Annotated in this window: 14 protein-coding genes; 10 read left to right on the plus strand and 4 right to left on the minus strand. The window is 66.1% G+C overall.

The annotated features are described in order from the left end of the window. Window positions 1-56 precede the first annotated feature (56 nt). Both AC06DU_RS06405 and AC06DU_RS06410 read right to left on the minus strand, forming a co-directional pair. Window positions 57-2741 carry a TonB-dependent receptor gene (locus AC06DU_RS06405; RefSeq protein ID WP_478203830.1) on the minus strand — a complete coding sequence of 895 codons (2685 nt, stop codon included), beginning with the start codon at window positions 2739-2741 and terminating at the stop codon, window positions 57-59. Window positions 2742-3103: 362 nt separating this feature from the next. Further along, entirely contained in the window at window positions 3104-4489 is a 1386-nt protein-coding gene (locus tag AC06DU_RS06410; protein ID WP_478203831.1) for a short-chain fatty acyl-CoA regulator family protein, read from the minus strand. Between the two features lie 123 nt (window positions 4490-4612). Between AC06DU_RS06410 and AC06DU_RS06415 the strand changes: the two genes are divergently transcribed. The 7 genes from AC06DU_RS06415 (at window position 4613) to AC06DU_RS06445 (ending at window position 13711) form a co-directional block, all read left to right on the plus strand. Further along, window positions 4613-6118, plus strand: coding sequence for a CoA-acylating methylmalonate-semialdehyde dehydrogenase (locus tag AC06DU_RS06415; RefSeq protein WP_478203833.1), 1506 nt, complete (start codon window positions 4613-4615; stop codon window positions 6116-6118). A gap of 10 nt (window positions 6119-6128) precedes the next feature. Continuing rightward, on the plus strand, window positions 6129-7310 hold the full coding sequence (locus AC06DU_RS06420) for an acyl-CoA dehydrogenase family protein (protein WP_024938048.1): 1182 nt from the start codon (window positions 6129-6131) through the stop codon (window positions 7308-7310). Continuing rightward, window positions 7307-8104 (plus strand): enoyl-CoA hydratase, encoded by a 798-nt coding sequence (locus AC06DU_RS06425; protein WP_184455357.1) that lies wholly within the window; start codon window positions 7307-7309, stop codon window positions 8102-8104. Before AC06DU_RS06420 ends, AC06DU_RS06425 begins: the two co-directional genes overlap by 4 nt. Next, complete coding sequence (locus AC06DU_RS06430) at window positions 8104-9276, plus strand: enoyl-CoA hydratase/isomerase family protein (RefSeq protein WP_184516595.1); 1173 nt, start codon at window positions 8104-8106, stop codon at window positions 9274-9276. The genes AC06DU_RS06425 and AC06DU_RS06430 overlap by 1 nt, the downstream gene beginning before the upstream one ends. A gap of 156 nt (window positions 9277-9432) precedes the next feature. Next, window positions 9433-10335, plus strand: coding sequence for a 3-hydroxyisobutyrate dehydrogenase (gene mmsB / locus AC06DU_RS06435; RefSeq protein ID WP_478204373.1), 903 nt, complete (start codon window positions 9433-9435; stop codon window positions 10333-10335). Window positions 10336-11305: 970 nt separating this feature from the next. Beyond that, window positions 11306-12271 (plus strand): cation diffusion facilitator family transporter, encoded by a 966-nt coding sequence (locus tag AC06DU_RS06440; protein ID WP_102252403.1) that lies wholly within the window; start codon window positions 11306-11308, stop codon window positions 12269-12271. A 156-nt stretch (window positions 12272-12427) separates the two neighbouring features. Further along, entirely contained in the window at window positions 12428-13711 is a 1284-nt protein-coding gene (locus tag AC06DU_RS06445) for an aspartyl/asparaginyl beta-hydroxylase domain-containing protein (protein WP_478203835.1), read from the plus strand. 23 nt (window positions 13712-13734) lie between these two features. Here the strand turns inward: AC06DU_RS06445 and AC06DU_RS06450 are convergent, their stop codons facing one another. Further along, window positions 13735-15237 carry a sulfotransferase family protein gene (locus AC06DU_RS06450; RefSeq protein ID WP_478203837.1) on the minus strand — a complete coding sequence of 501 codons (1503 nt, stop codon included), beginning with the start codon at window positions 15235-15237 and terminating at the stop codon, window positions 13735-13737. A gap of 161 nt (window positions 15238-15398) precedes the next feature. Here AC06DU_RS06450 and AC06DU_RS06455 point away from each other — a divergent pair, with 161 nt between their 5' ends. The 3 genes from AC06DU_RS06455 (at window position 15399) to AC06DU_RS06465 (ending at window position 20715) form a co-directional block, all read left to right on the plus strand. Further along, window positions 15399-15857, plus strand: coding sequence for a hypothetical protein (locus AC06DU_RS06455; RefSeq protein WP_478204375.1), 459 nt, complete (start codon window positions 15399-15401; stop codon window positions 15855-15857). 40 nt (window positions 15858-15897) lie between these two features. Beyond that, window positions 15898-17481, plus strand: a complete 1584-nt coding sequence (locus tag AC06DU_RS06460) for a tetratricopeptide repeat-containing sulfotransferase family protein (RefSeq protein ID WP_478203838.1) — start codon at window positions 15898-15900, stop codon at window positions 17479-17481. 381 nt (window positions 17482-17862) lie between these two features. Next, a complete protein-coding gene (locus AC06DU_RS06465; protein WP_478203840.1) occupies window positions 17863-20715 on the plus strand; it encodes a TonB-dependent receptor in 2853 nt (950 codons plus the stop codon). 170 nt (window positions 20716-20885) lie between these two features. Here AC06DU_RS06465 and AC06DU_RS06470 read toward each other — a convergent pair whose 3' ends face one another. After that, window positions 20886-22967 (minus strand): 3-hydroxyacyl-CoA dehydrogenase NAD-binding domain-containing protein, encoded by a 2082-nt coding sequence (locus tag AC06DU_RS06470; RefSeq protein ID WP_478203841.1) that lies wholly within the window; start codon window positions 22965-22967, stop codon window positions 20886-20888. Window positions 22968-23075 lie beyond the last annotated feature (108 nt).

Genomic DNA, 23075 nt, shown 5'->3' on the forward strand with positions numbered 1-23075 from the left:
TGCGCACACCGCGCGCAGTGGTGGAGCAGGCGTGCAACAGCGGTGTCAGCGGTGCTTTAGAACTTGTAGGTCGCTTCCAGCGCGTAGCGACGGCCGAACACCTGATAGCCGCCGTCGTCCTGGTTGGCCAGACGGTTGGGCTTGTTGTCGGTGTAGGCGCGCAGCGGTTCGTTGGTGAGGTTGCCGGCCTGGAAGCGGAAACCGAGCTGCTTGCTGTACTGCCAGTTCAGGCTCAGATCCACCGTGCCTTCGCTCTGCAACCGTGCCAGCCGCGCCGCATTCCAGCCGTACACCACGGTGTAGGGGCTGTGGTACTTGTAACCCACGCGCGCTTCGAAGCTGCCGTTGCTGTACCACAGGTCGAAGGTGCCGGTCTTGCGTGCCAGCCCGCTCAGCGGCAGCGGGTTGTCTTCCGGCGAGAATTCCTTGAGGTTGGAATCGACCAGCGAGAAGTTGGAGTAGACGCCGAAGTTTTCCATGTGCGGGATGAAGTAGAACGGCGTCTGGAAGGTGAGTTCCACACCGTTGATATGCCCGCCGCCGCCATTGAACGGCGCGCTGACCAGGTAATCCAGGCCGTTGATCACTTCGCGGTCGGTGCGGTAGCCGATGCTGGAATCCACTTCCTTGCGATACACCGCAATCGCCGCCAGCGCTTCCTTGTGGAAGTACCACTCGTAGGACAGGTCGACCTGGGTGGCCTTGAATGGATCCAGCTGCGGGTTGCCGCCGCTGCCGGTGAGCTGGCCGACGGTGACGTTGGGGTCGTCCAGGCGCCGGCCGGTGCGCAACTCGTCCAGCGGCGGACGTGCGATGACCTTGGCCACCGCAAAGCGCAGGATGCGTTGATCGTCGATCAGAAAGTTGACGGTTGCACTGGGCAACACGTCGGTATATTCCTTGCTGTCGCTGCTGGCCTGCACGGTGGTGCCGACCGAATCGAAGCCGTCGCTGGTGGTCTTGGTGTTGACCAGGCGCACGCCGATGTTGCCGGTGACATCGGTGCCGAACAGCTGCGAGCTGAACACCGCCTTGGCGAAGGCTTCGCGCACGTCTTCCTTGACGTTCCAGTGGTCGAGCAACTGCTCGTCGAGCGTGGCCGGGTCGAATCCGCCGAAGCCGATCTGGGCGATGGCATCCATGTTGCCGCCGGTCAGCGTGGGCACGTTCAAGTCCGGCATGGTGACCGGATAGATCAGGCCCTGGTACGCCGAGATCGGTTGGTCGTAACCGGACTGGTTGCTGATGAAGCGGCGGTTCTGCTTCTCGCGGCGCGCGGCGCGTGCGCCGAATTCCAGCGAGGTGAACGCCGCGGCATCGACCGGGCGGCTGGCGTTGAGCGCCAGCGCGGCGATCTTGTCGCGCAGCCCCTGCGGCTCGGTCTGGCCGGCGATGCCCCACTCGGGCGTGTCCGAGCTGGTGCTGATGGTGGGGGTGACGCTGCGGCGGAAATCGAACGAGACGGTGTCCGGGTTGCTGCCGAAGCGCACCGCCTGCCAGGTGTTGTCGCGCTTGGCCTGCGAGAACGACAGGTCACTGCCCAGCGTCCACACATCGCCGCTCCACTTGGCGTTGAGGCCGCCGGCAGTGAGCGTCTTGACCTCGTTGTAGTGGCTGACCACATGGTCGACCTGCAGGTTCGAGTTGGCCAGCGTGCCGGCCACCACGTCGCCATCGACGATGGTGTAGGACGAGCCCGGCGTGGTGTACGGATTGGCGCCGGTCGAGAAGGTGCTGTAGGCCAGGCCGTTGAACCAGTTCTGCAACTGGTCCTCGTCGATCTCGATACGCGAATACAGGCCGTCGAACTTCAACTCGAGGTTGCCCGAGCGCCATTGCACCGTGCCCATCGCACCGGTGCGGGTCTGCTCGGTGAGCTTGAGCTGGTCGGCCGCGCCCCACGGGGTCGGGTCCACGCGGCCGTCGCCGTCCACATCGCGCGAGGTGGTGGCATCGGTATAGCCCCAGCTGCCGATAGAGGAGTTGGAGTTCTTCTGTTTCTGGTAGGTGGCACCCAGCGCAACCGCGAGGTTGTCGTTGATCTGGTGCACCCAGCTGGCACCGAAGCGGCTGCCCCACGGGGAATAGCCGTCCACGTCCTTGGCGTGGTCGTAGAACACCGGGCCGGCGGTGCCGACAAAGCCCGGGCCGGTGTAGTCCAGCGGGCTGATGGTGGAGATGTCCACCGTCGCGGCAAGGCCGCCGGCGACCAGGTCCGCCGACTGGGTCTTGTAGACCTTGACGGTGGAGACGATCTCGGTGGGAAACACTTCCCAGCGCACGGCGCGATTAGGCTCGGAGGAGGCGATTTCGCGCCCGTTGACGGTGCCCATGGTCATGCGCGGGCCAAGGCCACGCACGGTCGCCAGGCTCTCGTTGCCGCGGTCGCGGGTGCCGTTGACGCCGGGCAGGCGCACCAGCGCTTCGGCGACGGTGACATTGGGCATCTGGCCCATGTTGTCGGCGGAGATCACTTCCATGACGTGATCGGACATCTGCTTGGCCTGCACCGCCTGATTCAGGCTGGCGCGCTGGCCGATCACGGTGATGTTGTCGAGCGTGACCGGCGGCGCAGCCGTGGTGGTGGCATCAGTGGCCGGCGGCGCGGCAGGCGCGCTGTCCTGTGCTTGCGCACTGAACGCGGTGGCCAGCACGCAGGCGATGGTGGTGCAGAGGACGTCGCGCACGGGCGTGCGGCGCAGGCGCCGGCTGGCCGGGTGGCCGGTGTGGTGAACGGGCATCGTTTGATCCCTCCCAGGACAAAGTTACCGAATGAAATAGTGGCCGCTGGTGCGGCGCTGTGGCGCGGCTGCGCGTTGGCGTGTCCAACGCGGGCATGGCGGTTGCTGCGGTGTGGAGCTGATTGATCGTTTGCGTGACGCTGCGACGATGGTCGATCGCCTTGACGTCCCCCTGTCCTGCATGTGTCCGCTTCAGGGTAGAAGCGCAAGTCATTCCATTCCAATGAAGCATTTTGCGGGAGCTATCTCGCGTTGGAATGCTGCAGTGCAGCGGTAGCGTCTGCCCGGTCACAGTTGCGGTGTGCGTGGCCTGTACCGCGGACCAAGGTTGCCTGGTCGGCGCGACGGACCAGGGTTCTGCACTAGCGCGGGTGGGCAGATAACCGGGGCAAGGCCGGAAAGGCGCGCTGCACGCAGTCGTTGCGTTCGCAGGTCAGGCAGCCGGGGCCGATCGGCACCGCATCGTCCACCGCGTCCAGGTCCCAGCCGCGCGCATACACCAGTTGATCGGCATGGCGCAGGTCGCAGCCCAGCGCTAACGCGAAGGTCTTGCGCGGGCGGCCGTAGCCGGGCGCGCCGCTGCTGACCTGGCGCGCCAGCCAGAAGTAGCGCCGGCCATCGGGCATGCGCGCGATCTGGGTCAGGATGCGGTCGGGCTGGTTGAAGGCCTCGTAGACGATCCACAGCGGGCAGGCGCCGCCGACATGCGAGAAGTGGAAGTCGGTGGCCGAGTGCCGCTTGGACACATTGCCGGCACGATCGACCCGCATGAAGAAGATCGGCAGCCCGGCCGCACCGCGCCGCTGCAAGGTGCTGAGCCGGTGGCAGACAGCCTCGAAGCCGACGCCGAAGCGATCGGCCAGCCATTCGATGTCGTAGCGCGAGCGCTGGGCGCTGCGCAGGAATTGGCCATACGGCATCACCAGCGCGCCGGCGAAATAGTTCGACAGCCCGATCCGCGACAACGCGATACGCTCGGCATCTTCGAAGCCGGCATCGGCGATGCGTGCGTCGAGCAAGGGCGCGCATTCCAGCAAGGCCAGTTGCGCGGCCATCTGGAAGGCCTGCTGGCCAGGGCGCAGATGCGCGGGCAGCCACAGCACGCGCGCCTGCGTATCCACACTACGCTTGTCGCTGTGCAGATCGGGCGCGTCCTGCACCAGCAGGCCGTGGCGATCGGCCAGGCGTTGGCGCAGCCGCAGCGGCAGGTTGTCCGAGGTCAGGCCGAGTTCGGCATACAGCGCCTCGGCGCGCTCATCCAGTTCCGGCAGATAGTTGTGCGCGCGATTGAAGTAATCGCGCACCTGCTCGCCCGGCGACAGCGAGGGCAGTGCGGCGTGGTCGGCGCCGATCTGTATTTCCAGTGCGGCGGTGCGCTCGAGCAGGTGCTGGTGGGCGCGGTGCAGGTCTAGCAGGGCCTGGGCCACCTGCGGCAGGTTGCCGGTGAGCACGCGCAGTTCGGCGGCCGAGAGGCTGTGGCCCAGGCTGCGCAGCGATTCGTCCAGCGGCTCGACCAGCGCGGCCGGGTCGTCCAGGTCGAGCAGGCCGTCCAGATCGCCCAGGGTGGCCTTGAGCCGCTGCTGGATTGCCAGGGTCAGGGGGCGCTGGTTGCGCTCGATCTGGTTGAGGTAGCTCGGCGACAGCCCGAGCCGGCGTGCCAGCTCCGCCTGGGTCAGGCCGTGGCGCTGGCGCAGCCGCTGCAGGCGCAGGCCGAGCTGGTGGCGGAGCGGGAGGGACGACTGCGGCATTCGCAAGATTCGCAAAATAGTGGCGGCAGCTTAGCGCGATTAAGCAGTCTCGGGCTGGGAATGCCAGGTCCCGGTGCGAACAATGCGAAGCATCCGTAGCGACCTTCTGCGAGCGACCCTGCAATGAGTGATCCCGTCCCGCGCGTTTCCCTGTTGATCGACGGCCAGTTCGTCACCTCCGCCAGCACCCACTGGCAGGACGTGGTCAACCCGGCCGATCAGTCGGTGCTGGCACAGGTGCCGTTCGCCACCAGCGGCGAAGTGGCCGCGGCGGTGGCGGCGGCCAGCCAGGCCTTCGTGAGCTGGCGCAAGACCCCGATCGGCACGCGTGCGCGCATCTTCCTCAAGTACCAGCAGCTGATCCGCGAACACATGCCCGAGCTGGCCGCGCTGCTCAGCGCCGAGCAGGGCAAGACCCTGGCCGATGCCGAAGGCGATGTGTTCCGCGGGCTGGAAGTGGTGGAACACGCCGCGGCAATCGGCAACCTGCAGTTGGGCGAGTTGGCCAACAACGTCGCCAACGGCGTGGATACCTATAGCCTGCTGCAGCCGCTGGGCGTGTGCGCGGGCATCACCCCGTTCAACTTCCCGGCGATGATTCCGTTGTGGATGTTTCCGATGGCCATCGCCACCGGCAACACCTTCGTGCTCAAGCCATCCGAGCAGGACCCGATGGTGACCATGCGGCTGGTGGAGCTGGCGCTGGAGGCGGGCATTCCCAAGGGCGTGCTCAATGTCGTGCACGGCGGCGAAGACGTGGTCAACGCGTTGTGCGACCACCCGGACATCAAGGCGCTGTCGTTTGTCGGGTCGACCAGGGTCGGCACGCACGTCTATCGACGCGCCTCGCTGGCAGGCAAGCGCGTGCAATGCATGATGGGTGCGAAAAACCATGCCGTGGTGCTGCCGGACGCCAATCAGGAGCAGACGCTCAATGCGATGGTCGGCGCCGCCTTCGGTGCGGCCGGCCAGCGCTGCATGGCGGCATCCACGCTGGTGCTGGTGGGCGAGGCGCGGCAATGGATTCCGGCGCTGGTGGCCAAGGCCAGGGGCCTGACCCTGGGCGCGGGCACTGCGCCGGGCACCGAGGTCGGGCCGCTGATCTCCTGCGCGGCGCGCAAGCGTGTGGAAGGCTTGATCGCCTCCGGCGTCGAGCAGGGCGCCACACTGGAACTGGATGGGCGCGCTCCCAGCGTGCCCGGCTTCGAGCAGGGCAACTTCGTCGGCCCGACGATCTTCTCCGGCGTGCGGCCGGGCATGCGCATCTACGACGAGGAAATCTTCGGCCCGGTGCTGGTGATCCTGGAGGCGGCCACGCTGGACGAGGCCATCGCCCTGGTCAATGCCAACCCCAATGGCAATGGCACCGCCTTGTTCACCCAGTCCGGCGCGGCGGCGCGACGTTTTCAGGAAGACATCGACGTGGGCCAGGTCGGCATCAACGTGCCGATCCCGGTGCCGGTGCCGCTGTTTTCGTTCACCGGATCGCGTGCCTCCAAGCTCGGCGACCTGGGCCCGTACGGCAAGCAGGTGGTGATGTTCTACACCCAGACCAAGACCGTGACCGCGCGCTGGTTCGACGACGAAACGCTGGGCCACGGCGTCAACACCACCATCTCCCTCAAGTGACACGATCGCCATGAATGCAGCCATCCAGCTACACGCCAATACAGCCGATTTGAATGACGAGCAGGAAGCCTTCCGCGCTGCCGCGCGCGACTTTGCCGACAAGGAACTCGCACCGCACGCCGCGCACTGGGATGCGGAAAGCCACTTCCCGCGCGAGGCGATCGCCAAGGCGGCCGAGCTGGGGTTCTGCGGGTTGTACACCGATGAGGGCGTGGGCGGCCTGGGCATGCGCCGGCTCGATGCCGCGGTGGTGTTCGAGGAACTGGCCACGGTCGATCCATCCACCTCGGCGTTCATCAGCATCCACAACATGGCCACCTGGTTGATCGCCAGCTACGGCAACGACGCGGTGCGCGCGCAGTGGGGCGAGGCGATGACCAGCGGCGCCAAGCTGGGTTCGTACTGCCTCACCGAGCCGGGTGCCGGCTCAGACGCGGCATCGCTCAAGACGCGTGCACAGCGCGACGGCGACAGCTACGTGCTCAACGGCAGCAAGGCCTTCATTTCCGGCGCGGGCGCCACCGATGTGCTGGTGGTGATGGCCCGCACCGGCGACGACGGCGCGCGCGGCATCAGCGCCTTCGTGGTGCCCGCCGATGCGCCCGGCATCAGCTACGGCCGCAAGGAAGAGAAGATGGGCTGGAACAGCCAGCCCACCCGCGGGGTGAGCTTCGAGAACGTGCGCATTCCGGCCGGCAATCTGCTGGGCAAGGAAGGCGAGGGCTTCAAGATGGCGATGAAGGCACTGGATGGCGGCCGCATCAATATCGCCGCCTGTTCGTTGGGAGCGGCGCAAGGCGCGCTGGACGCCGCCCGCCGCTACATGGGCGAGCGCCGGCAGTTCGGCAAGAAGCTGGCCGATTTCCAGGCACTGCAGTTCAAACTGGCCGACATGGCCACGCAACTGGTGGCCGCGCGGCAGATGGTGCACACCGCTGCGCGCAAGCTCGATGCCGGCAGCCACGATGCCACCGTGTGGTGCGCGATGGCCAAGCGCTTCGCCACCGACGCCGGCTTTGCGATCTGCGACGATGCCTTGCAGATCCACGGCGGCTACGGCTATATCCGCGAATATCCGATCGAGCGCCTGCTGCGCGACAGCCGCGTGCACCGCATCCTGGAAGGCACCAACGAGGTGATGCGCATGATCATTGCGCGCCACCTGCTCAACGGCGAGGAGGAACTGCGATGAGCGATTGGGTAACACGCACGCATACCGGTTTACATGTCGAACGCGACGGCCATGTTGCCATCGTCACCTTGTGCAATCCGCCGGCCAACACCTGGACCGTGCACAGCCTTGCAGCCTTGCGCGATCTGGTCCGCGCGCTGGATGCGGACCGCAGCATCTACGCGCTGGTGATCACTGGCGACGGCGAGAAGTTCTTCAGTGCCGGCGCCGATCTCAAGCAGTTTGCCGATGGCGACAAGGCTGCTGCACGGGAGGCCGCGCGTCGCTTCGGCGAAGCCTTCGAGGCCTTGAGCGCGTTTCGCGGCGTGTCGATCGCCGCCATCAACGGCTATGCGATGGGCGGTGGCCTGGAGTGCGCGCTGGCCTGCGACCTGCGCATTGCCGAGCAGCACGCGCAGCTGGCCTTGCCGGAAGCCAGCGTCGGCTTGTTGCCGTGCGCCGGCGGCACCCAGAACCTGCCGCGCCTGGTCGGCGAGGGCTGGGCCAAGCGCATGATCCTGCTCGGCGAGCGTCTGGATGCCGCCACCGCGCACCGCATCGGCCTGGTGGAAGAGGTGGTCGGCACGGGCGAGTCGCGCGCGCTGGCCATTGCCTGGGCACAGCGCGCCGGCAAGCAGAGTCCGGCCAGCGTTGCGGCGTGCAAGCGCCTGGTGCAGTCCACCCGCCACGGCACGCATGCCGCCGCGCTGGTGGCAGAGCGCGAAGCCTTCGTCGACCTGTTCGAGCAGGCGGATCAGGCCGAGGGAGTGGCGGCCTTTCTCGAGAAGCGCGCACCGCAGTGGAGCAATGGCTGATGCTGGATGTGAGCCTCCCCGAAGAAGCCCCGGTGCTGTTCGAACAACGCGATTGCGCCGACGGGCATCGCATCGGTATCGCCACCTTGAATGCGCCCAGGACGCTCAACGGCCTGTCCCTGCAGATGACGCGCCTGCTGGATGCACAGTTGCGCATCTGGGCCGACGATACCCAGATTGCCTGCGTGGTGCTGCGTGGCGCCGGCGAGAAGGCGTTGTGCGCGGGTGGCGATCTGCATGGTCTGTACCAGAGCATGCGCGCGCATCGCGAAGCGGTGCCGGATGCGCAGCAACGTCGCGCGCAACCGCAGGGCAATGCGCACGCCGCTGCGTTCTTCGAAGAGGAATATCGGCTCGACCATCGCATCCACACCTACCCGAAGCCGCTGCTGTGCTGGGGCCACGGCATCGTCATGGGCGGCGGTATCGGTTTGATGTCCGGCGCCAGCCATCGCGTGGTCACCGAGCGCTCGCGGCTGGCGATGCCGGAGATCAGTGTCGGCCTGTTTCCCGACGTGGGTGGCAGCTGGTTGTTGCGCCGCGTGCCGCACGGCGCCGGATTGTTTCTGGCACTGACCGGCGCGCCGCTGGATGCCAGCGATGCCATCTATGCCGGGCTTGCGGATGTGCGCCTGGAGCATGCGCAATACGCGGCAGTGCTGGACGCCCTGGACGCGCATGCCTGGACAGGCGATGCCAGCGAGGATCGCGCCCAGCTCGGCGCATTCCTGCACGGGATTGCGCAACCGCTGGAGCCGGGCCCGCTGCAGGTGCATGCGGCGCTGATCGCGCAATTGGTGGCAGGCCAGACGCTGCAGGAGGTAGTCGCCGCAATCCTGGCACTGCAAAGCGAAGATGCCTGGCTGCAGGCCGCGCGTGCAACGCTGGCCGCCGGCGCCCCCGGCTCGGCGCGCCTGGCCTGGGAGCTGCAACGTCACCCGGGCACCGGCACGCTGGCCGACACCTTTCGCACCGAGTACGTAGTGGCGCTGCATGCCGCCGCGCATGGAGATTTCGCCGAAGGCATTCGCGCGCTGTTGATCGACAAGGACCGCACGCCGCAGTGGCAGCCTGCCGCGCTCGAACAGGCCGATGCGCAATGGGCGGCGGCATTCCTGCAATCGCCCTGGCCGCCTGCACGGCATCCGCTTGCCGATCTTGGTGCAGGTTGAGTCGCTGACACGGGAGTGCAAACGGTCGGCGGATGCGGGCACTGAGCAGCATCCGCAGTGCAGGACCGAGGGACGCCACTGCATCCGTTTGCCGCACTGCGCTGCGGCCGGGCACACCATTCAACGGCCGCGCCAGTCGGTGATGGCCGCCCAACCCTGGAAAACCACACCATGAGCAAGATCGCTTTTATCGGCCTGGGCAATATGGGCGGGCCGATGGCCGCCAACCTGAGCAAGGCCGGGCACCAGCTGCGGGTGTTCGATCTGGTGCCCGCTGCGCTGGACGCGGCAGTCGCTGCCGGCGCGCATGCCGCCAGCTCCGCACACGACACCCTGGCCGACGCCGAGATCGTGATCTCGATGCTGCCGGCCAGCCGCCATGTGGAAGCGCTGTACCTGGGCGAGGCCGGGATTCTGTCGCAGATTCCCGAAGGTGCCCTGGTGATCGACTGCAGCACCATCGCACCCGTCAGCGCACGCAAGCTCGCCGCCGAGGCGCAGGCGCGTGGCCTGGCGGTACTGGATGCGCCGGTCTCCGGCGGCACGGCGGGTGCGGCGGCAGGCAGCCTGACGTTTATCGTCGGCGGCGCCGCGCAGGTATTGGAGCGCGCGCGGCCGGTGTTGCAGGCAATGGGCAAGAACATCTTCCACGTCGGCGACAACGGCGCCGGCCAGGTCGCCAAACTGTGCAACAACATGGCGCTGGGCGTGATCATGGCCGCCACCGGCGAGGCGCTGGCGCTCGGCGTTGCGCAGGGGCTGGACCCGGCGGTGCTGTCGCAGATGATGGCGGTCAGCACCGGGCGCAGCTGGGCCACCGAAGTGTGCAATCCGTGGCCGGGCGTGTTGCCCAACGCGCCGGCATCGCGCGGTTACAGCGGCGGCTTCGGCAACGATCTGATGCTCAAGGACCTGGGGCTGGTCGCCGAATCCGCAGTGCAGGCGGGCGTGTCGATTCCGCTCGGCGAGCTGGCACGCAATCTGTACGCGATGAACAGCCAGGCCGGTAACGGTGCGCTGGATTTCTCCAGCGTGATCAAGCTGGTGGCCAAGGTTTGAGAGCGGCTGACAGGGAGGGGTAGTCGGAGTGGCACTTCGCATCCGTCTGGAGAGTTGTCGAACTGGGGGCATCGGCGGTAGAGCGAATGATCTGCGGCTTGGCTGCAGGGCCCTTGCCCGCCCACCCTCGCAGGACACGCCGCAAGTACGTCCATGTAGGCTCTTACGCGGCATCCATGCCGCGTAAGGTCCCGCGACGGTGGGAGGGCAAGGGCCAGTCGAGTTGATCGGTGTGCATGGTTTTCAATAAGACAGCCAGCAAACTGTCTGGTGCGGTGAGGGCACCGCGCACTCGACGCTGTGGTTTTGCTGCAGGGCCCTTGCCCGCCCACCATCGCGGGACACGCCGCAAGTACGTCCCTGTAGGCTCTTACGCGGCATCCATGCCGCGTAAGGTCCCGCGACGGTGGGCGGGCAAGGACCAGTCGAGTTGATCGGTGTGCATGTTTTTTTCAATAACACAGCCAGCAAACTGTCTGATGCGGTGAGGGCCCCGCGCACTCGACGCTGTGGTTTTGTTGCAGGGCCCTTGCCCGCCCACCATCGCGGGACACGCCGCAAGTACGTCCGTGTAGGCGCTTACGCGGCATCCATGCCGCGTAAGGTCCCGCGACGGTGGGCGGGCAAGGACCAGTCACGATGGTCGGGATGCATGGTTGCAAGCAGGGGTAGGTGGTGCATGCAGCGCAGCCGTCCGGCGAGGTGCGGTCTGATCGGCTTCTTTCTATCGAGCAACGTCACTGCCAATACGACATCACTCCACCCGCTAACGACAGCGCGGGTGGCCGACGCGTTGTCGCCATCGCTGCGGCGTTTGAGAGGTTCTGTTGGCCGCTCCAAGTCGCTACCCGCCCTGGGCAACAAGGTGCGGCGCCGCGCTCGCGTGATGTGATGTCATCACGCCCGGGTGTAATAGTCTCCGCCATCGCGTGCGCCTAAGGTGCGCGCATTGCACGAGGCCACCGCATCCATGGGACACGACCACAACCACGCACCCAGCGACATCCGCCACGAGACACCGTTGTGGTGGGCGCTGGGGCTCACCGCCACGTTCTTGCTGGCGGAAGTCATCGGTGCGTTCATCACCAACAGCCTGGCGCTACTGTCCGACGCCGCACATATGGCCACCGACACCGTCGGCCTGATGATCGCCCTGCTTGCCGTGCGCCTGAGCCGTCGTCCTGCCGATGCGCGCCGCACCTATGGCTATGTGCGGCTGGAAGCGCTCGGCGCGCTGGCAAACGGCGCGCTGTTGTTCGCAGTCGGCGCCTACATTCTCTGGGAGGCCGCGCAGCGCTTCCGCGCACCGCAGGATATTTCCTCCAGCGGCATGCTGCTGATCGCCGGCTTCGGCCTGGTGATCAATCTGATCGCCATGAAGTTGCTGCACGCCGGCAGCGGCGAGAGCCTCAACGTCAAGGGGGCCTATCTGGAGGTCTGGAGCGACATGCTTGGCTCGGTGGCGGTGATCATCGGCGCGTTGCTGATCCGCTGGACCGGTTGGCAGTGGATCGACCCGGTGCTGGCCGTGCTGATCGGCCTGTGGGTGCTGCCGCGCACCTGGGTGCTGCTGCGCGAGGCGATCAACGTGCTGCTGGAAGGCGTGCCCAAAGGCATCGATCTGCCGCAGGTGCAGCAGGCGCTGACCAGCTACCCCGGCGTCGAAGACGTGCACGACCTGCATGTCTGGGCACTGGCCTCCAGCACGCCCGCACTCACCGCACACGTGGTGGTCAGCGAAACCACCGACCGCGACCGCCTGCGCGACGCCCTCGCCGAGCTGCTGCACGCGCGTTTCGAGATCACCCACGTCACCTTGCAGGTGGAGAGCGGCGACTGCGGCACCGAGCCGTGTGGTGCGGTGCCGGCCGCGCAAGGCGCCGCGCATGACGATCACCGTGGTCACGCGCACTCGCACGGCGGCCACGCGCACTGACGCGGACCACGCCGTCTGATCGGCGGTCGAATGGCGTTGCCTGGAGCAGGACCCAGCCAGGCCAGCCTGTCCGATCGAGCGAAGAGCCGTCCTGCTGCCGAGCTGCCGCCCAGGTCGTATGATCGAGCCGGGGAAGACTGCGAGGCCGGCGGCGCGATGGCGGTACAGATCGAACAACGCAACGAACGCATCGCCGCGCTGATCGCCGAGGCGGGCGCGGCAGCATCGGCCGGGCAATGGCAACAGGCCGAGCAATTGTGGACACAGGTGCGCCAGTTGGCGCCGACGCACCCGCAGGCTTTGTACAGCCTGGGCGTGCACGCCTACCAGCGCGGCGATGCAACGGCGGCGCTGGAATACCTGGCAGGCGCACGCGCAAGCAGCCCGGGCGATCCGATGATCGTGCTGACCATTGCGGTGGTGAAGCAGGCGCAAGGCGATGTGGATGGCGAATGGCAGGCCATCAGCGCGGCGCTGGCGCTGGATGCGTACTTCCTGCCCGGGCTGCTGGCAAAGGCCGCATTCCTGCAGGCACGCGGCCGTCCGCGCGCCGCCGCTAGTGTCTATCGCGATGCGCTGAAGGTCGCGCCGCCGGAGCCGCAATGGCCTGCGGTGTTGCGTCGCAAGCTGGCCCTGGCCACGCAGGCGGTGGAGCAGGACACGCTTGAGCTGGAAGCGCAATTGCGCGCCGTCCTGGACGCTCCTGGCATCGCGGTGGACGCCGCACTCGCAGGACGCTGGGAGGAAGCGGCCGCGATCGCATGCGGGCGCAGTCGCCCGTTCCATTCCCAGTCCAACCGCTTGTACATCCCGCGATTGCCGGCCCTGCCGTTTCACCCGCCGGACGCGTTCCCCTGGATCGCTGCAGTACAGCGTCAGACCGCGGCGATCGCGCAGGAACTACGCGCCGTCATGCACGAGGACAAGGGCGGCTTTGCGCCGTACATCGCCTACGCGCCGGATCAGCCGGTCAATCAGTGGAAGGAGCTCAACCATTCGCCAGCATGGAGTTCCTATCCGCTGTGGGCACATGGACAGCCGGTGGATGAACATCTGCGGCAGTGCCCGGCAACCGCCGCTGCGTTGGCATTGGTCGATGCGGCGCAGATCGACGGCGTGTGCCCCAACGCGATGTTTTCGGTGCTTGCGCCGCAGACGGTCATTCCGCCGCACCACGGCGAGACCAACGCACGTCTGGTGGCGCATCTTCCGTTGATCGTGCCCGAGGGCTGCAGCTTCCGGGTTGGTTACGACTGGCGGCAGTGGGAGGTCGGCAAGGTGCTGGTGTTCGACGACTCGATCGAGCATGAGGCGCGCAACGCGAGCGCGCAGCTGCGTGCGGTGCTGATCTTCGATGTCTGGAACCCGCTGCTGAGCCAGGAGGAGCGGCAGATGGTCAATGCCATGGAGACGGCGATCGCGCACCACCGTGCGGGGTGAGGTGGTGCCGGTAGTCGGCCGGTTCAGTCCGCAGGCATGATGCCAAACCGGGCAAGTGTGTCACGCAGCGGAGCGAGCTGGGTCGCGTAGGGTTTCCAGCGTCCGGACGCATCGCCATGCAGGGGCTGGCGCACCTGCCAGTAGCTGGCTGTCCTGACGGCTCCAGGCGCCTTGTGGAAATCCAGGCAATCCGGTTCCCAGGGCAACTGCAAAAAGTCCAGCAGTGCGCGCAGGCTGGTTTCCGGCGCGGCGACAAAGGCGTCGTAGTCGAACGTGTGGATGCTGTCCGGATACAGCGACAGCCAATGTGCCATCAGTCGCTGGTAGGCGGCATAGAAATGCCCGATGTCCTCCAGCCGGCCCGCATAGTCAAAGCGTTGTGGATTGAGCTGCTGCATGAAGATCGACAGCCCATTGTCCAGCGGGTGACGACGTGTGTGCACGATCCTGGCTGCCGGAAACAGCTGCTTGATCAGCCCGATCAGCAGAAAGTTGTCGGGGCGCTTGTCGGTGATGTAGCGCAGTTGCGCGTGATGGGGGACGGCCGCAGCCACGCGTTGACGATAGGCCGCGGCCAGCTGCGTCAACGTGTGCGAGGACAGATGCTGCGCGGCTTGCGGGAACGGCGACAGCGACTGTGCGACCAGGCGCGGCAGCGCATCCAGTTCGCCCCCGGCGGCAATGCACGAGTGGCGCGACAAGGCCTGTTCGATCAAGGTGGAGCCGGAGCGGAACATGCCGCAGATAAACAGTGCCGGCACCGCGTCGCCGACAGCATCCATGGGCGGTGGCTGGCGCGCGTCGCTTGCATCGGCAAATACGGCAGCAATGCTGTCGAACTGCTGTTGTGTGCGGATCGGGTCGTAGCGCCGCGCATGTGCATGGCCATGCCGGTTGGCGGCACTGGCCGCAGCGAATGCCTGGCTGTGCAGGCCGAGGCGGTCGTAGGCATGGGCCACTGCATGCAGCAGCGTGGCCGTGGACGCAGGATCCTGCCCCGCGACCGAGCCTGCCTGCGCAAGTGCGAGCAGGCGTGTGTCCTGCGCATGCGTGGGAGGATCCAGGTGCAGCAAGCGTGCGGTGGCTTGCAGCTGCAGCGCCCGTGTCTGGGCATCGACAGGAGGATTGGCGAGCAGCCGGCGATAGGCGGCGACCGCCTGGTCGCGTGCGCCCAGCTCTTCCTGCAGGTTGCCCAGATTGAGCAAGGCCGGGGCGTAGTTCGGCCGGCACTGCAGTGCCAGATCGAGTTCCTTCAGCGCTGCCGCCTCCTGATGTAGATGGTCGCTCAGCAACGCGGCGCGATTGAGGTGGATCTGTTCCGGCAGTGCGGCACCGCATTGCAATGCCTGCGCATAAGCGTCCAGTGCGGCGGATGCCTCGCCGGTCTGGCGCAGCAGATATCCCAGGTTGTACCAGGCATCGGCGCAGCGGGGCTGCGCTTGCAGGATGCGGCGATAAGCGGCGATCGCCTGCGCCAGATGGCCTTGTTGCAGTAAGCGTGCGGCGTGCTGCAAGGACGGGTCCAAGGCGTTTTCCAGGCATTCTTGCAGCGGGTGGGAGAGCTGCAGCTTAGGCGGCGCCAGCGGTGCGTTCAATCGCCCTGCGGCCGGACGGTGATGAGCGGTCTTTCCTGCGTTCGCCGCTTGCCTTGTATGCTCTGCTGCAATCGACGAGTGAAGATGCGCGCATGCACAAGCGAGTGGTGTGGGGGCTGACGGTGTTGAGTTGGGCCTGGGCGGCATCGGCGCAGGACGTGCCGACGCATCGCTGCGCCGCAGTACTCGATCCCTTGCCGCGGCTGGCTTGCTATGACGCCAGCTTCCCGCCAACGCAGGCGGTGCGGGCGGCGGAGGCGGACAGGGCAGTCAGGACATTCGGCCGCAGCAGCCAACAGGCCTCGGCAGCGACAGGCGCGCAGCAGTCAGCGCCTGCGCAACTCACCGCGAAGGTGCTTGCAGTGGCGTATCAGCCAGACGGCACGCGTATCGTGTCGCTGGACAGTCGCCAGCGCTGGGCGCTGACAGAAGCGACCAGCCGCGGGCCGCTGGTCGAGGGCGAGGTCGTGGTGATCCGCAAGGCCGCAATGGGAAGCTACATGCTGGTCACCGCTGCCGGTGTGGCGCTACGCGCCCGCCGTATCGACTAGCCAGACCAACGACGGCATCGCAACAAACAGAAGAGAACGAATGACTGAGAGACAGCTGCGCGCACTGTTGCACAACGGGTATCAACTGCTGCGTCAGGGACGTTATGCCGAGGCAGCTGTTTTCGCCGACCGCGCCTGCGCAGAGCAGCCTGGCAATGCGCATCTGCTGGAGCTTGCCAGCGAAGCCCGGTTGGCCAACGGCGATCCGCAGGCCGCAGCCGACCGCATCGCACAGGCAGCCGCGGTTGCAACGTCACCGCTCCCGCTGTTGATCAAGTACGGCAGCTTGCTGCTGCAGCTGCGTCGCCGACGCGAGGCCCGGCTTGTCGCCGGCCAGGCGCAGGCGTTGGCGGCCGCCGACGGCGCTGCATGGTGGCGGATCGGGGCGCTGTACAGCGGCTGCCACGAGGTGGCGGCCGCCCGTGATGCGTACCGGCATGCGATGACATTGCTGGGAGAACAGCCCGGCTTGCTGTACGACCTCGCCACCATGCAGTTCTTTGGCGGTGAATTCGATGCGGCTGAGCGCACCCTGGAGCGGCTATTGCAACTGGCGCCCGGCACGGGCGATGCCTTGTACCTGCGCGCCACGCTCCGGCGTCAGACCGGGCAGCACAACCATCTGGACGATCTGCGTCACCGCTTGACCACGCTGTCGGAACCATCCGCACGAGCGGCCGGTCTGTACGCTTTGAGCAAGGAGCTGGAGGACCTGGGCCAGCATGCGGAGTCGTTCGAGACATTGACCGCAGCAGCGGCCTGCAAGCGCAAGACTTTGCAATACGACGTTGCTGCCGAGTGTGCGCATATCGCCCAGGTGCGCGAGGCGTACGACCCGGCTGCCTTGCGCGCACTGCAGCCCGGTCATGCGGGCGAGGGGGCGATCTTCATCGTCGGTTTGCCACGCTCCGGCACCACTTTGCTGGAGCGCCTGCTGATCCAGCGCGGCGGTGCACGCTCGGCCGGGGAGCTGATGGATTTCGGTGCGCTGCTCGGCAGTGCGACCTCGGGCGTACTGTCGACCAATCCCGAACTGACCGCGGCCCAGGCATCGCTGCAGATCGATTTCGCGGCGCTTGGGCAGGAGTATCTGCGCGGTGCCCGTGAGCTGGTGCACGACCATCCGGTGTTCATCGACAAGATGCCGGTCAATTACCTGTATTGCGGCATGATTGCCGCCGCGCTGCCACGCGCACGCATCATCCATCTGGTGCGCGATCCGCTGGACACCTGTTATGCGATGTACAAGACCTTGTTCTACAACGCCTATCCGTTCTCATACGCGCTCGATGAGCTCGCGGATTACTACCTGGCCTACCAGCAGACCATGCGGCACTGGCATGCGGTGCTGCCCGGCGCCATTCTCAACGTGCACTACGAAGAGTTGGTGCGCGACACCGACCAGCAGATCACGCGGGTGCTGAGCTGGTGCGGGCTGGCGCGCAGCGACACCATCGCCGAACTGGAGCATGTGCCGTTCGTGACCGCGAGCGCGGCGCAGGTGCGCGGCGATGTCCACCAACGCTCGGTGCATAGCTCTCGCCGGCATCTGGACGGACTGCTTCCGTTGTTGAGGCGACTTCAGGCAGCTGGCGTGATCGTGCCCGGCACCGAAGTGGTGTAGCGATTGGCGCTGGCCGATCAACCGGTCCAATCCTTCGAGTGAGCGCGCCGCCGGCTCGCGAGCCACGAGCGAGCACACGTGGCGGCATCGAGCCCTACATCAGACACCGGCGGCAAAGGGCCACTTTTGCCTGACTTCCGCACTGTTTTGGGGATTCGTCGCACCGATTCGGAGCATTTCTGAATGGCGCTTTAATTCTCCTCAACGTGGTCTTAACATCGGGTTGGCAACGTTTTTTCGGGCGCTCTTTCGTCCGGCCGTTCGCCAGTGTGGAAGCGCAGTTTGATGCGCTTGCCAACAACGTCGCAGCACGTGCCGGCATTGCCTCAGATGCCGATGCAGTGCGTCGCGCTCACCCGTTCGAACTTCTCGGAGAGAGAGATGAGATTGAAGACCACCAAGCTGCGCGACGCCATCCGGGTATCGCTCACGGTTGGCGCTGCCGCATTTGCCCTGTCGGGAACCGTGATGGCGCAGGAGCAGCCCTCGACGGAACTCAAGAGCCTGGACGCGATCAGTGTCACCGGTACGCGCATCAAGAGCCAGACGATGACTGCCTCCAGTCCGGTGGCAGAGATCAACAAGGAGGAATTCCAGTACACCGGCTCGACCAAGGTCGAAGATCTGATCAACCAGTACCCGCAGCTCTCGGCGAGCTTCGACAACTTCGCCAACAATGGCTCGCAGGGGTATGCGACCGTCGATCTGCGTGGATTGGGCGCGCAGCGCACCTTGACCCTGGTCAACGGCAGGCGCATTCCCAAAGGCATCGGCGAGAGTCCGGACATCAGCATCATTCCGGCAGCGCTGGTGCGCCGCGTGGACATCCTGACCGGCGGCGCCTCGGCGGTGTACGGCTCCGATGCCGTCGCCGGCGTGGTCAATTTCGTGCTCGACGACGAGTTCGAAGGTGTCAGTGTCGACATGGGCTACAACGCCTACCAGCACGACAACGGCAACACCTTGATGCGCGGTCTGATGGACGACGCCGGTTACGATTATCCGACTGGAAACTCCGGTTTCGACGGCATCTCCCGCAATGTAGACCTGGCCATCGGCGGCAGCTTCGGCGAGGCGGGGCATGCCACCGCATGGGCCACCTGGCGCGAAAACGATCCACTGCTGCAGGGCCAGCGCGATTACTCCGCATGCGCATTGAGCAACCGCGGCACCGCCTGCGGCGGCTCTGCCACCGCAGATCCGGCCAACTTCTATGTCGTCGCTCCGTCGGCTGGCGCGTTCTACGTGCAGCCTTCAGCCGGCGGCACCTGGTCGCAGGTCGCATCCCCGAACCTCTACAACTTCGCGCCGTTGAATTACTACCAGCGTCCGGACACGCGCTACACGGCCGGCACCAACATCAAGTACGAGGTCAACGAGCACTTCAAGCCCTATCTCGAAACCTTGTTCGTCAACCGCAAGAGTTCGACCCAGATCGCGCCGTCGGGTGCGTTTTTCACCGACCTCAACGTCAACTGCGCCACCTCGGTGATCGGCAGCCTGTGCAACGATGTGGGCATCACCGACGACGAGTTCACCGTCTACGTGGCCAAGCGCAACGTCGAAGGCGGCCCGCGCATCACCGACTCGGATACCAACAGTTTCAGCATCACCACCGGCGCCCAGGGCGACATCAACGACAACTGGTCGTACGACGCCTCGTTCACCTACAACCGCAGCACCACCAAGTCGGAAAACAGGAACGACTTCGTGACCACGCGCGTCCGCGATGCACTGCTGGGCTGCCAGCCTGGTTCGTTCGATGGTTGCGTGCCCTACAGCGTGTGGACCGACAGTGTCACCGCAGCAGAGGCAGAGGCATTGCAGGGCGTGGGTATCGTCAACTACGAAACCTCGATGCGCGTGTTCAACGCCTATGTGACCGGCAATTTCGGCTACAGCCTGCCGTGGGCCGGCGATAACCCGATCAGTCTGGTCGGTGGTGTCGAGACCCGTACCGAAACCTTCAAGCGGGTGGCCGACAGCAACATGCAGACCGGCAACTTCACCGGCCTGGGTGGCCCGACCTCCAATGTGTCCGGCGACATCGGCGTCAAGGAACTGTTCCTCGAAGGCGCGGTGCCGCTGGTGGCGCAGGCCGGTAGCCTGGATCACCTCGACATGCAGCTTGGCTATCGCTATTCGGACTACGACACCTCCGGTGGCGTGAGTACCTACAAGGCCGGTCTGGGTGCAACATTCGTCGATGGCAAGTACCACCTGCGCGCCGGCTGGAACCGTGCGATCCGCGCTCCGAACGTGACCGAGCTGTATAACGAAAATACGATCGGGCTATGGAGCGGTAGTGACCCGTGCGCCGGTGCCAATCCGGTCTTCACCCAGGCCCAGTGCGCCAACACCGGCGTGACGGCAGCGCAATACGGCCGCGTTGCGGCCAACCCGGCCGGCCAGTACAACGAAATCGGCGGTGGCAATACAGCGCTGAGGCCGGAAACGGCCAACACCTGGACCGTCGGTTTTGCTGCCAGCCCGATCAAGGGGCTCGATCTGAGCGTGGATTACTACGACATCAAGATCGACGACGCGATCCGCAGCATCGGCTCGTCCAACATCCTCACCGCATGCGGCGTGACCGGTAATGCGGATATCTGCAGCCGCGTGCGCCGCAATGCCACCACGGGCGATCTGTTCCGCGGTAGCGACCCGGACGTGTCCGGTCTGATCCTCAATTCCCAGGATAATTTTGGTTCGCTGCATTTCCAGGGCGTGGATCTGACCGCATCGTATGCCTGGAGCGTTGGCCCCGGGCGCCTGACCGCCTCGATGATGGGCAGCTACGCCATCAAGCAGGAGTACGAGCCGGTTCCGGGTGTGCAGGAAGTGACCTACGACTGCGCGGGCGTGGTCAACGTGGCCTGCAACAGTGCCGAATGGCGGCATGTGCTGAGCACGCGCTACAGCTTCGATCGCTACACCGTCGGGTTGCGCTGGCGTTATATCGGTGAGCTGGATTACCAGAACACCGACGGCACCCGTGGCACAACCGACGTACGCCTGGTGAACCAGGGCAACAAGGTGTCGGCGTACAACTACTTCGACCTGTCCGGTTCGATGCAGTTGGGCGATTACGTCACCTGGACCTTGGGCATCAACAACATCGCCGACAAGGAGCCGCCGCTGGTGGGCGGCAGCCTGACCTTCAACGGCAACTCGCTCGCCGGTTACGACCAGGCGGGTCGTTACTTCTTCACCAGTGTGGGTCTGCGTTTCTGAGGCACGTTGCAAGCTGGTAAAAACAACGGCGAGCCTCGGCTCGCCGTTGTTGTTTGTTGCCTGTGACAGCGTGTGTCGATGGCTCGCCGCGCTGCAACCTGCGGATCACCCCAGTCGCCGATCGCCCCCCGCTTGCGTGTCTGATCGACGTCGAAGACAGCGTCGACGGTTCACTCCACCGGTTCACGCAGCAACGGCGACTCCCAGCCCGGGCGCGGCGCGAAACGCTCGCCATAGCGCGCCTGCAGTGCCTGCAGACGTGCCAGCAAGGCGTCGGCGCCGACACTGCGGATGTGCTGGATCGGGCCGCCGCGGAACGGGGCAAAGCCGGTGCCGAAGATCACGCCGGCATCGAGCAGGTCCGCATCGGCCACCACGCCGTCGTGCAGGCAGGCGACCGCTTCGTTGAGCAGCGGCAGGATCAGGCGATCTTCCAGGTCTGCCGGCGCCTCGTAGCCGCTGGCGACCTCGGGCCTGACCGCGCGCCCGTTCTCCCACTTGTACAGGCCCTGGCCGTCCTTCTTGCCGCGCTTGCCCGGCTCCACGGTGGCCAGCGCCGCAGGAATCGGCAGGTGCAGGAACGGGGCGAGCTCCGCGCCCACGCCGGCGGCAACGTCCAGCCCCACCGTGTCGATCAGTTCGATCGGCCCCATCGGCATGCCGAACTTCACTGCGGTCTTGTCGAGCACCGGGCCCGGTACGCCTTCGGCATAGGCGGTCGCCGCTTCGAGCAGGTATGGGAACAGCACGCGATTGACCAGGAAGCCGGGCGTGCCGGCCACCGGTACCGGGAACTTGTCCAGCGCCTTGCAGAATGCCGCCAGGCGCGCGACGTTGGCCGGATCCAGCCCGTCGTGCTGCACGATCTCCACCAGCGGCATTATCGATACCGGATTGAAGTAGTGCAGGCCGGCAAACTGCGCCGGGCGCTGGATATGCCCCCGGAGCTCGGTCAACGGAATCGACGAGGTGTTGGTGGTCAGCAAGGCATCAGGCTTGAGCTGCGGCTCGATGGACTGATACAGCTCGCGCTTGGCCTGCGGGTTCTCGATGATCGCTTCGATCACCAGGTCCGCCTGCGCCACGCCCGTGCCGGCCAGGTCGCCACGCAGGCGCGCCGCCACCGCCGGCCGCTTGGCCTCGTCCTTGACGCGCTTGGCGAACAACTCGCCGCCGCGGCCCAGCGCCGTATCGATGAAGCGCTGCTCGCGATCCTGCAGCGTCACCTCGAAGCCCTTGTACGCCGCCCAGGCCGCGATATCGCCGCCCATCACACCGGCGCCGACCACATGCACATGGCGGATCGGAGCCAGCGCCGTAGCGCCGGCATCCTTGCCGCCCAGCGCCTTCAGGCGCTCGGTGAGAAAGAAGATGCGGATCAGGTTGCGTGCGGTCGGCGTGCTGGCGAGCTTGACCACCGCCTTGCGCTCTGCCGCCAGGCGCGCCTGGATGCCGCTGCCGCCGGCACGCTCCCACACATTGATCAAGGCGTAGGGCGCTGGGTAATGCTCCTTACGCGCCTTGCGTGCGACCTGCTTGCGCATCTGTGGCGCCAGCAGCTTGCGCGCGAGCAAGGTATTGGTGGCCCACGCGGTGGCGCGCTGCTTGAATGGGCGTTTGCTGCCGGTGAGCACTAGCGCGGCGGCGACATCGACCAGCACCGCGGGTGCGGCGAGCTTGTCGACCAGGCCCATCGCGCGGGCGGCCTTGGCCGCGACGGTGCGGCCGGTCAGCATCAGGTCCATCGCCGCCGGCGCACCGATCAGGCGCGGCAAGCGGGCGCTGCCGCCCCAGCCGGGGAAGATGCCGAGCTTGGTTTCCGGCAGGCCGATGCGGGTGCCGGCATCGTCGGAGGCCACGCGATACCGGCACGCCAGCGCAATCTCGGTGCCGCCGCCCATGCAGAAGCCATGGATCGCCGCGACCGTGGGGCAGGGCAGTTCGGCCAGCTTCTGAAAGACGCTCTGGCCGCGATGGATCGCATCGTTGACGGTGCCCTTGCGGTCGAACTCCTGAAATTCCTTCAGGTCGGCGCCAGCGATGAAGCCGTTGGGCTTGCCAGAGCGCAGCACCACGCCCTTGGGCGGGTCCAGCGCCAGGCGTTCGACCAGCGCGCCCAGTTCCAGCAGCACCTCCTGCGAAAACGCGTTGACCGGTGCGCCCTGACGATCAAGGCTGAGCACGACCACGCCGTCCTCGCGCAGGTCGGCCTGCCAATGGCTGAATCGGAGCCCGTCGAAACCTGGAAGCATGCGTCTGGCCGTCCGGAGATATAAGGAAAGGTCGTTATCATCCAGAGGTTGTTTCCTTCACGTCAAATACCCATACCTGTCGGCAGGGCGGCGCGCGCCTCGTGCGAG

This window comes from Xanthomonas sp. NCPPB 3200 (genome assembly GCF_056393585.1).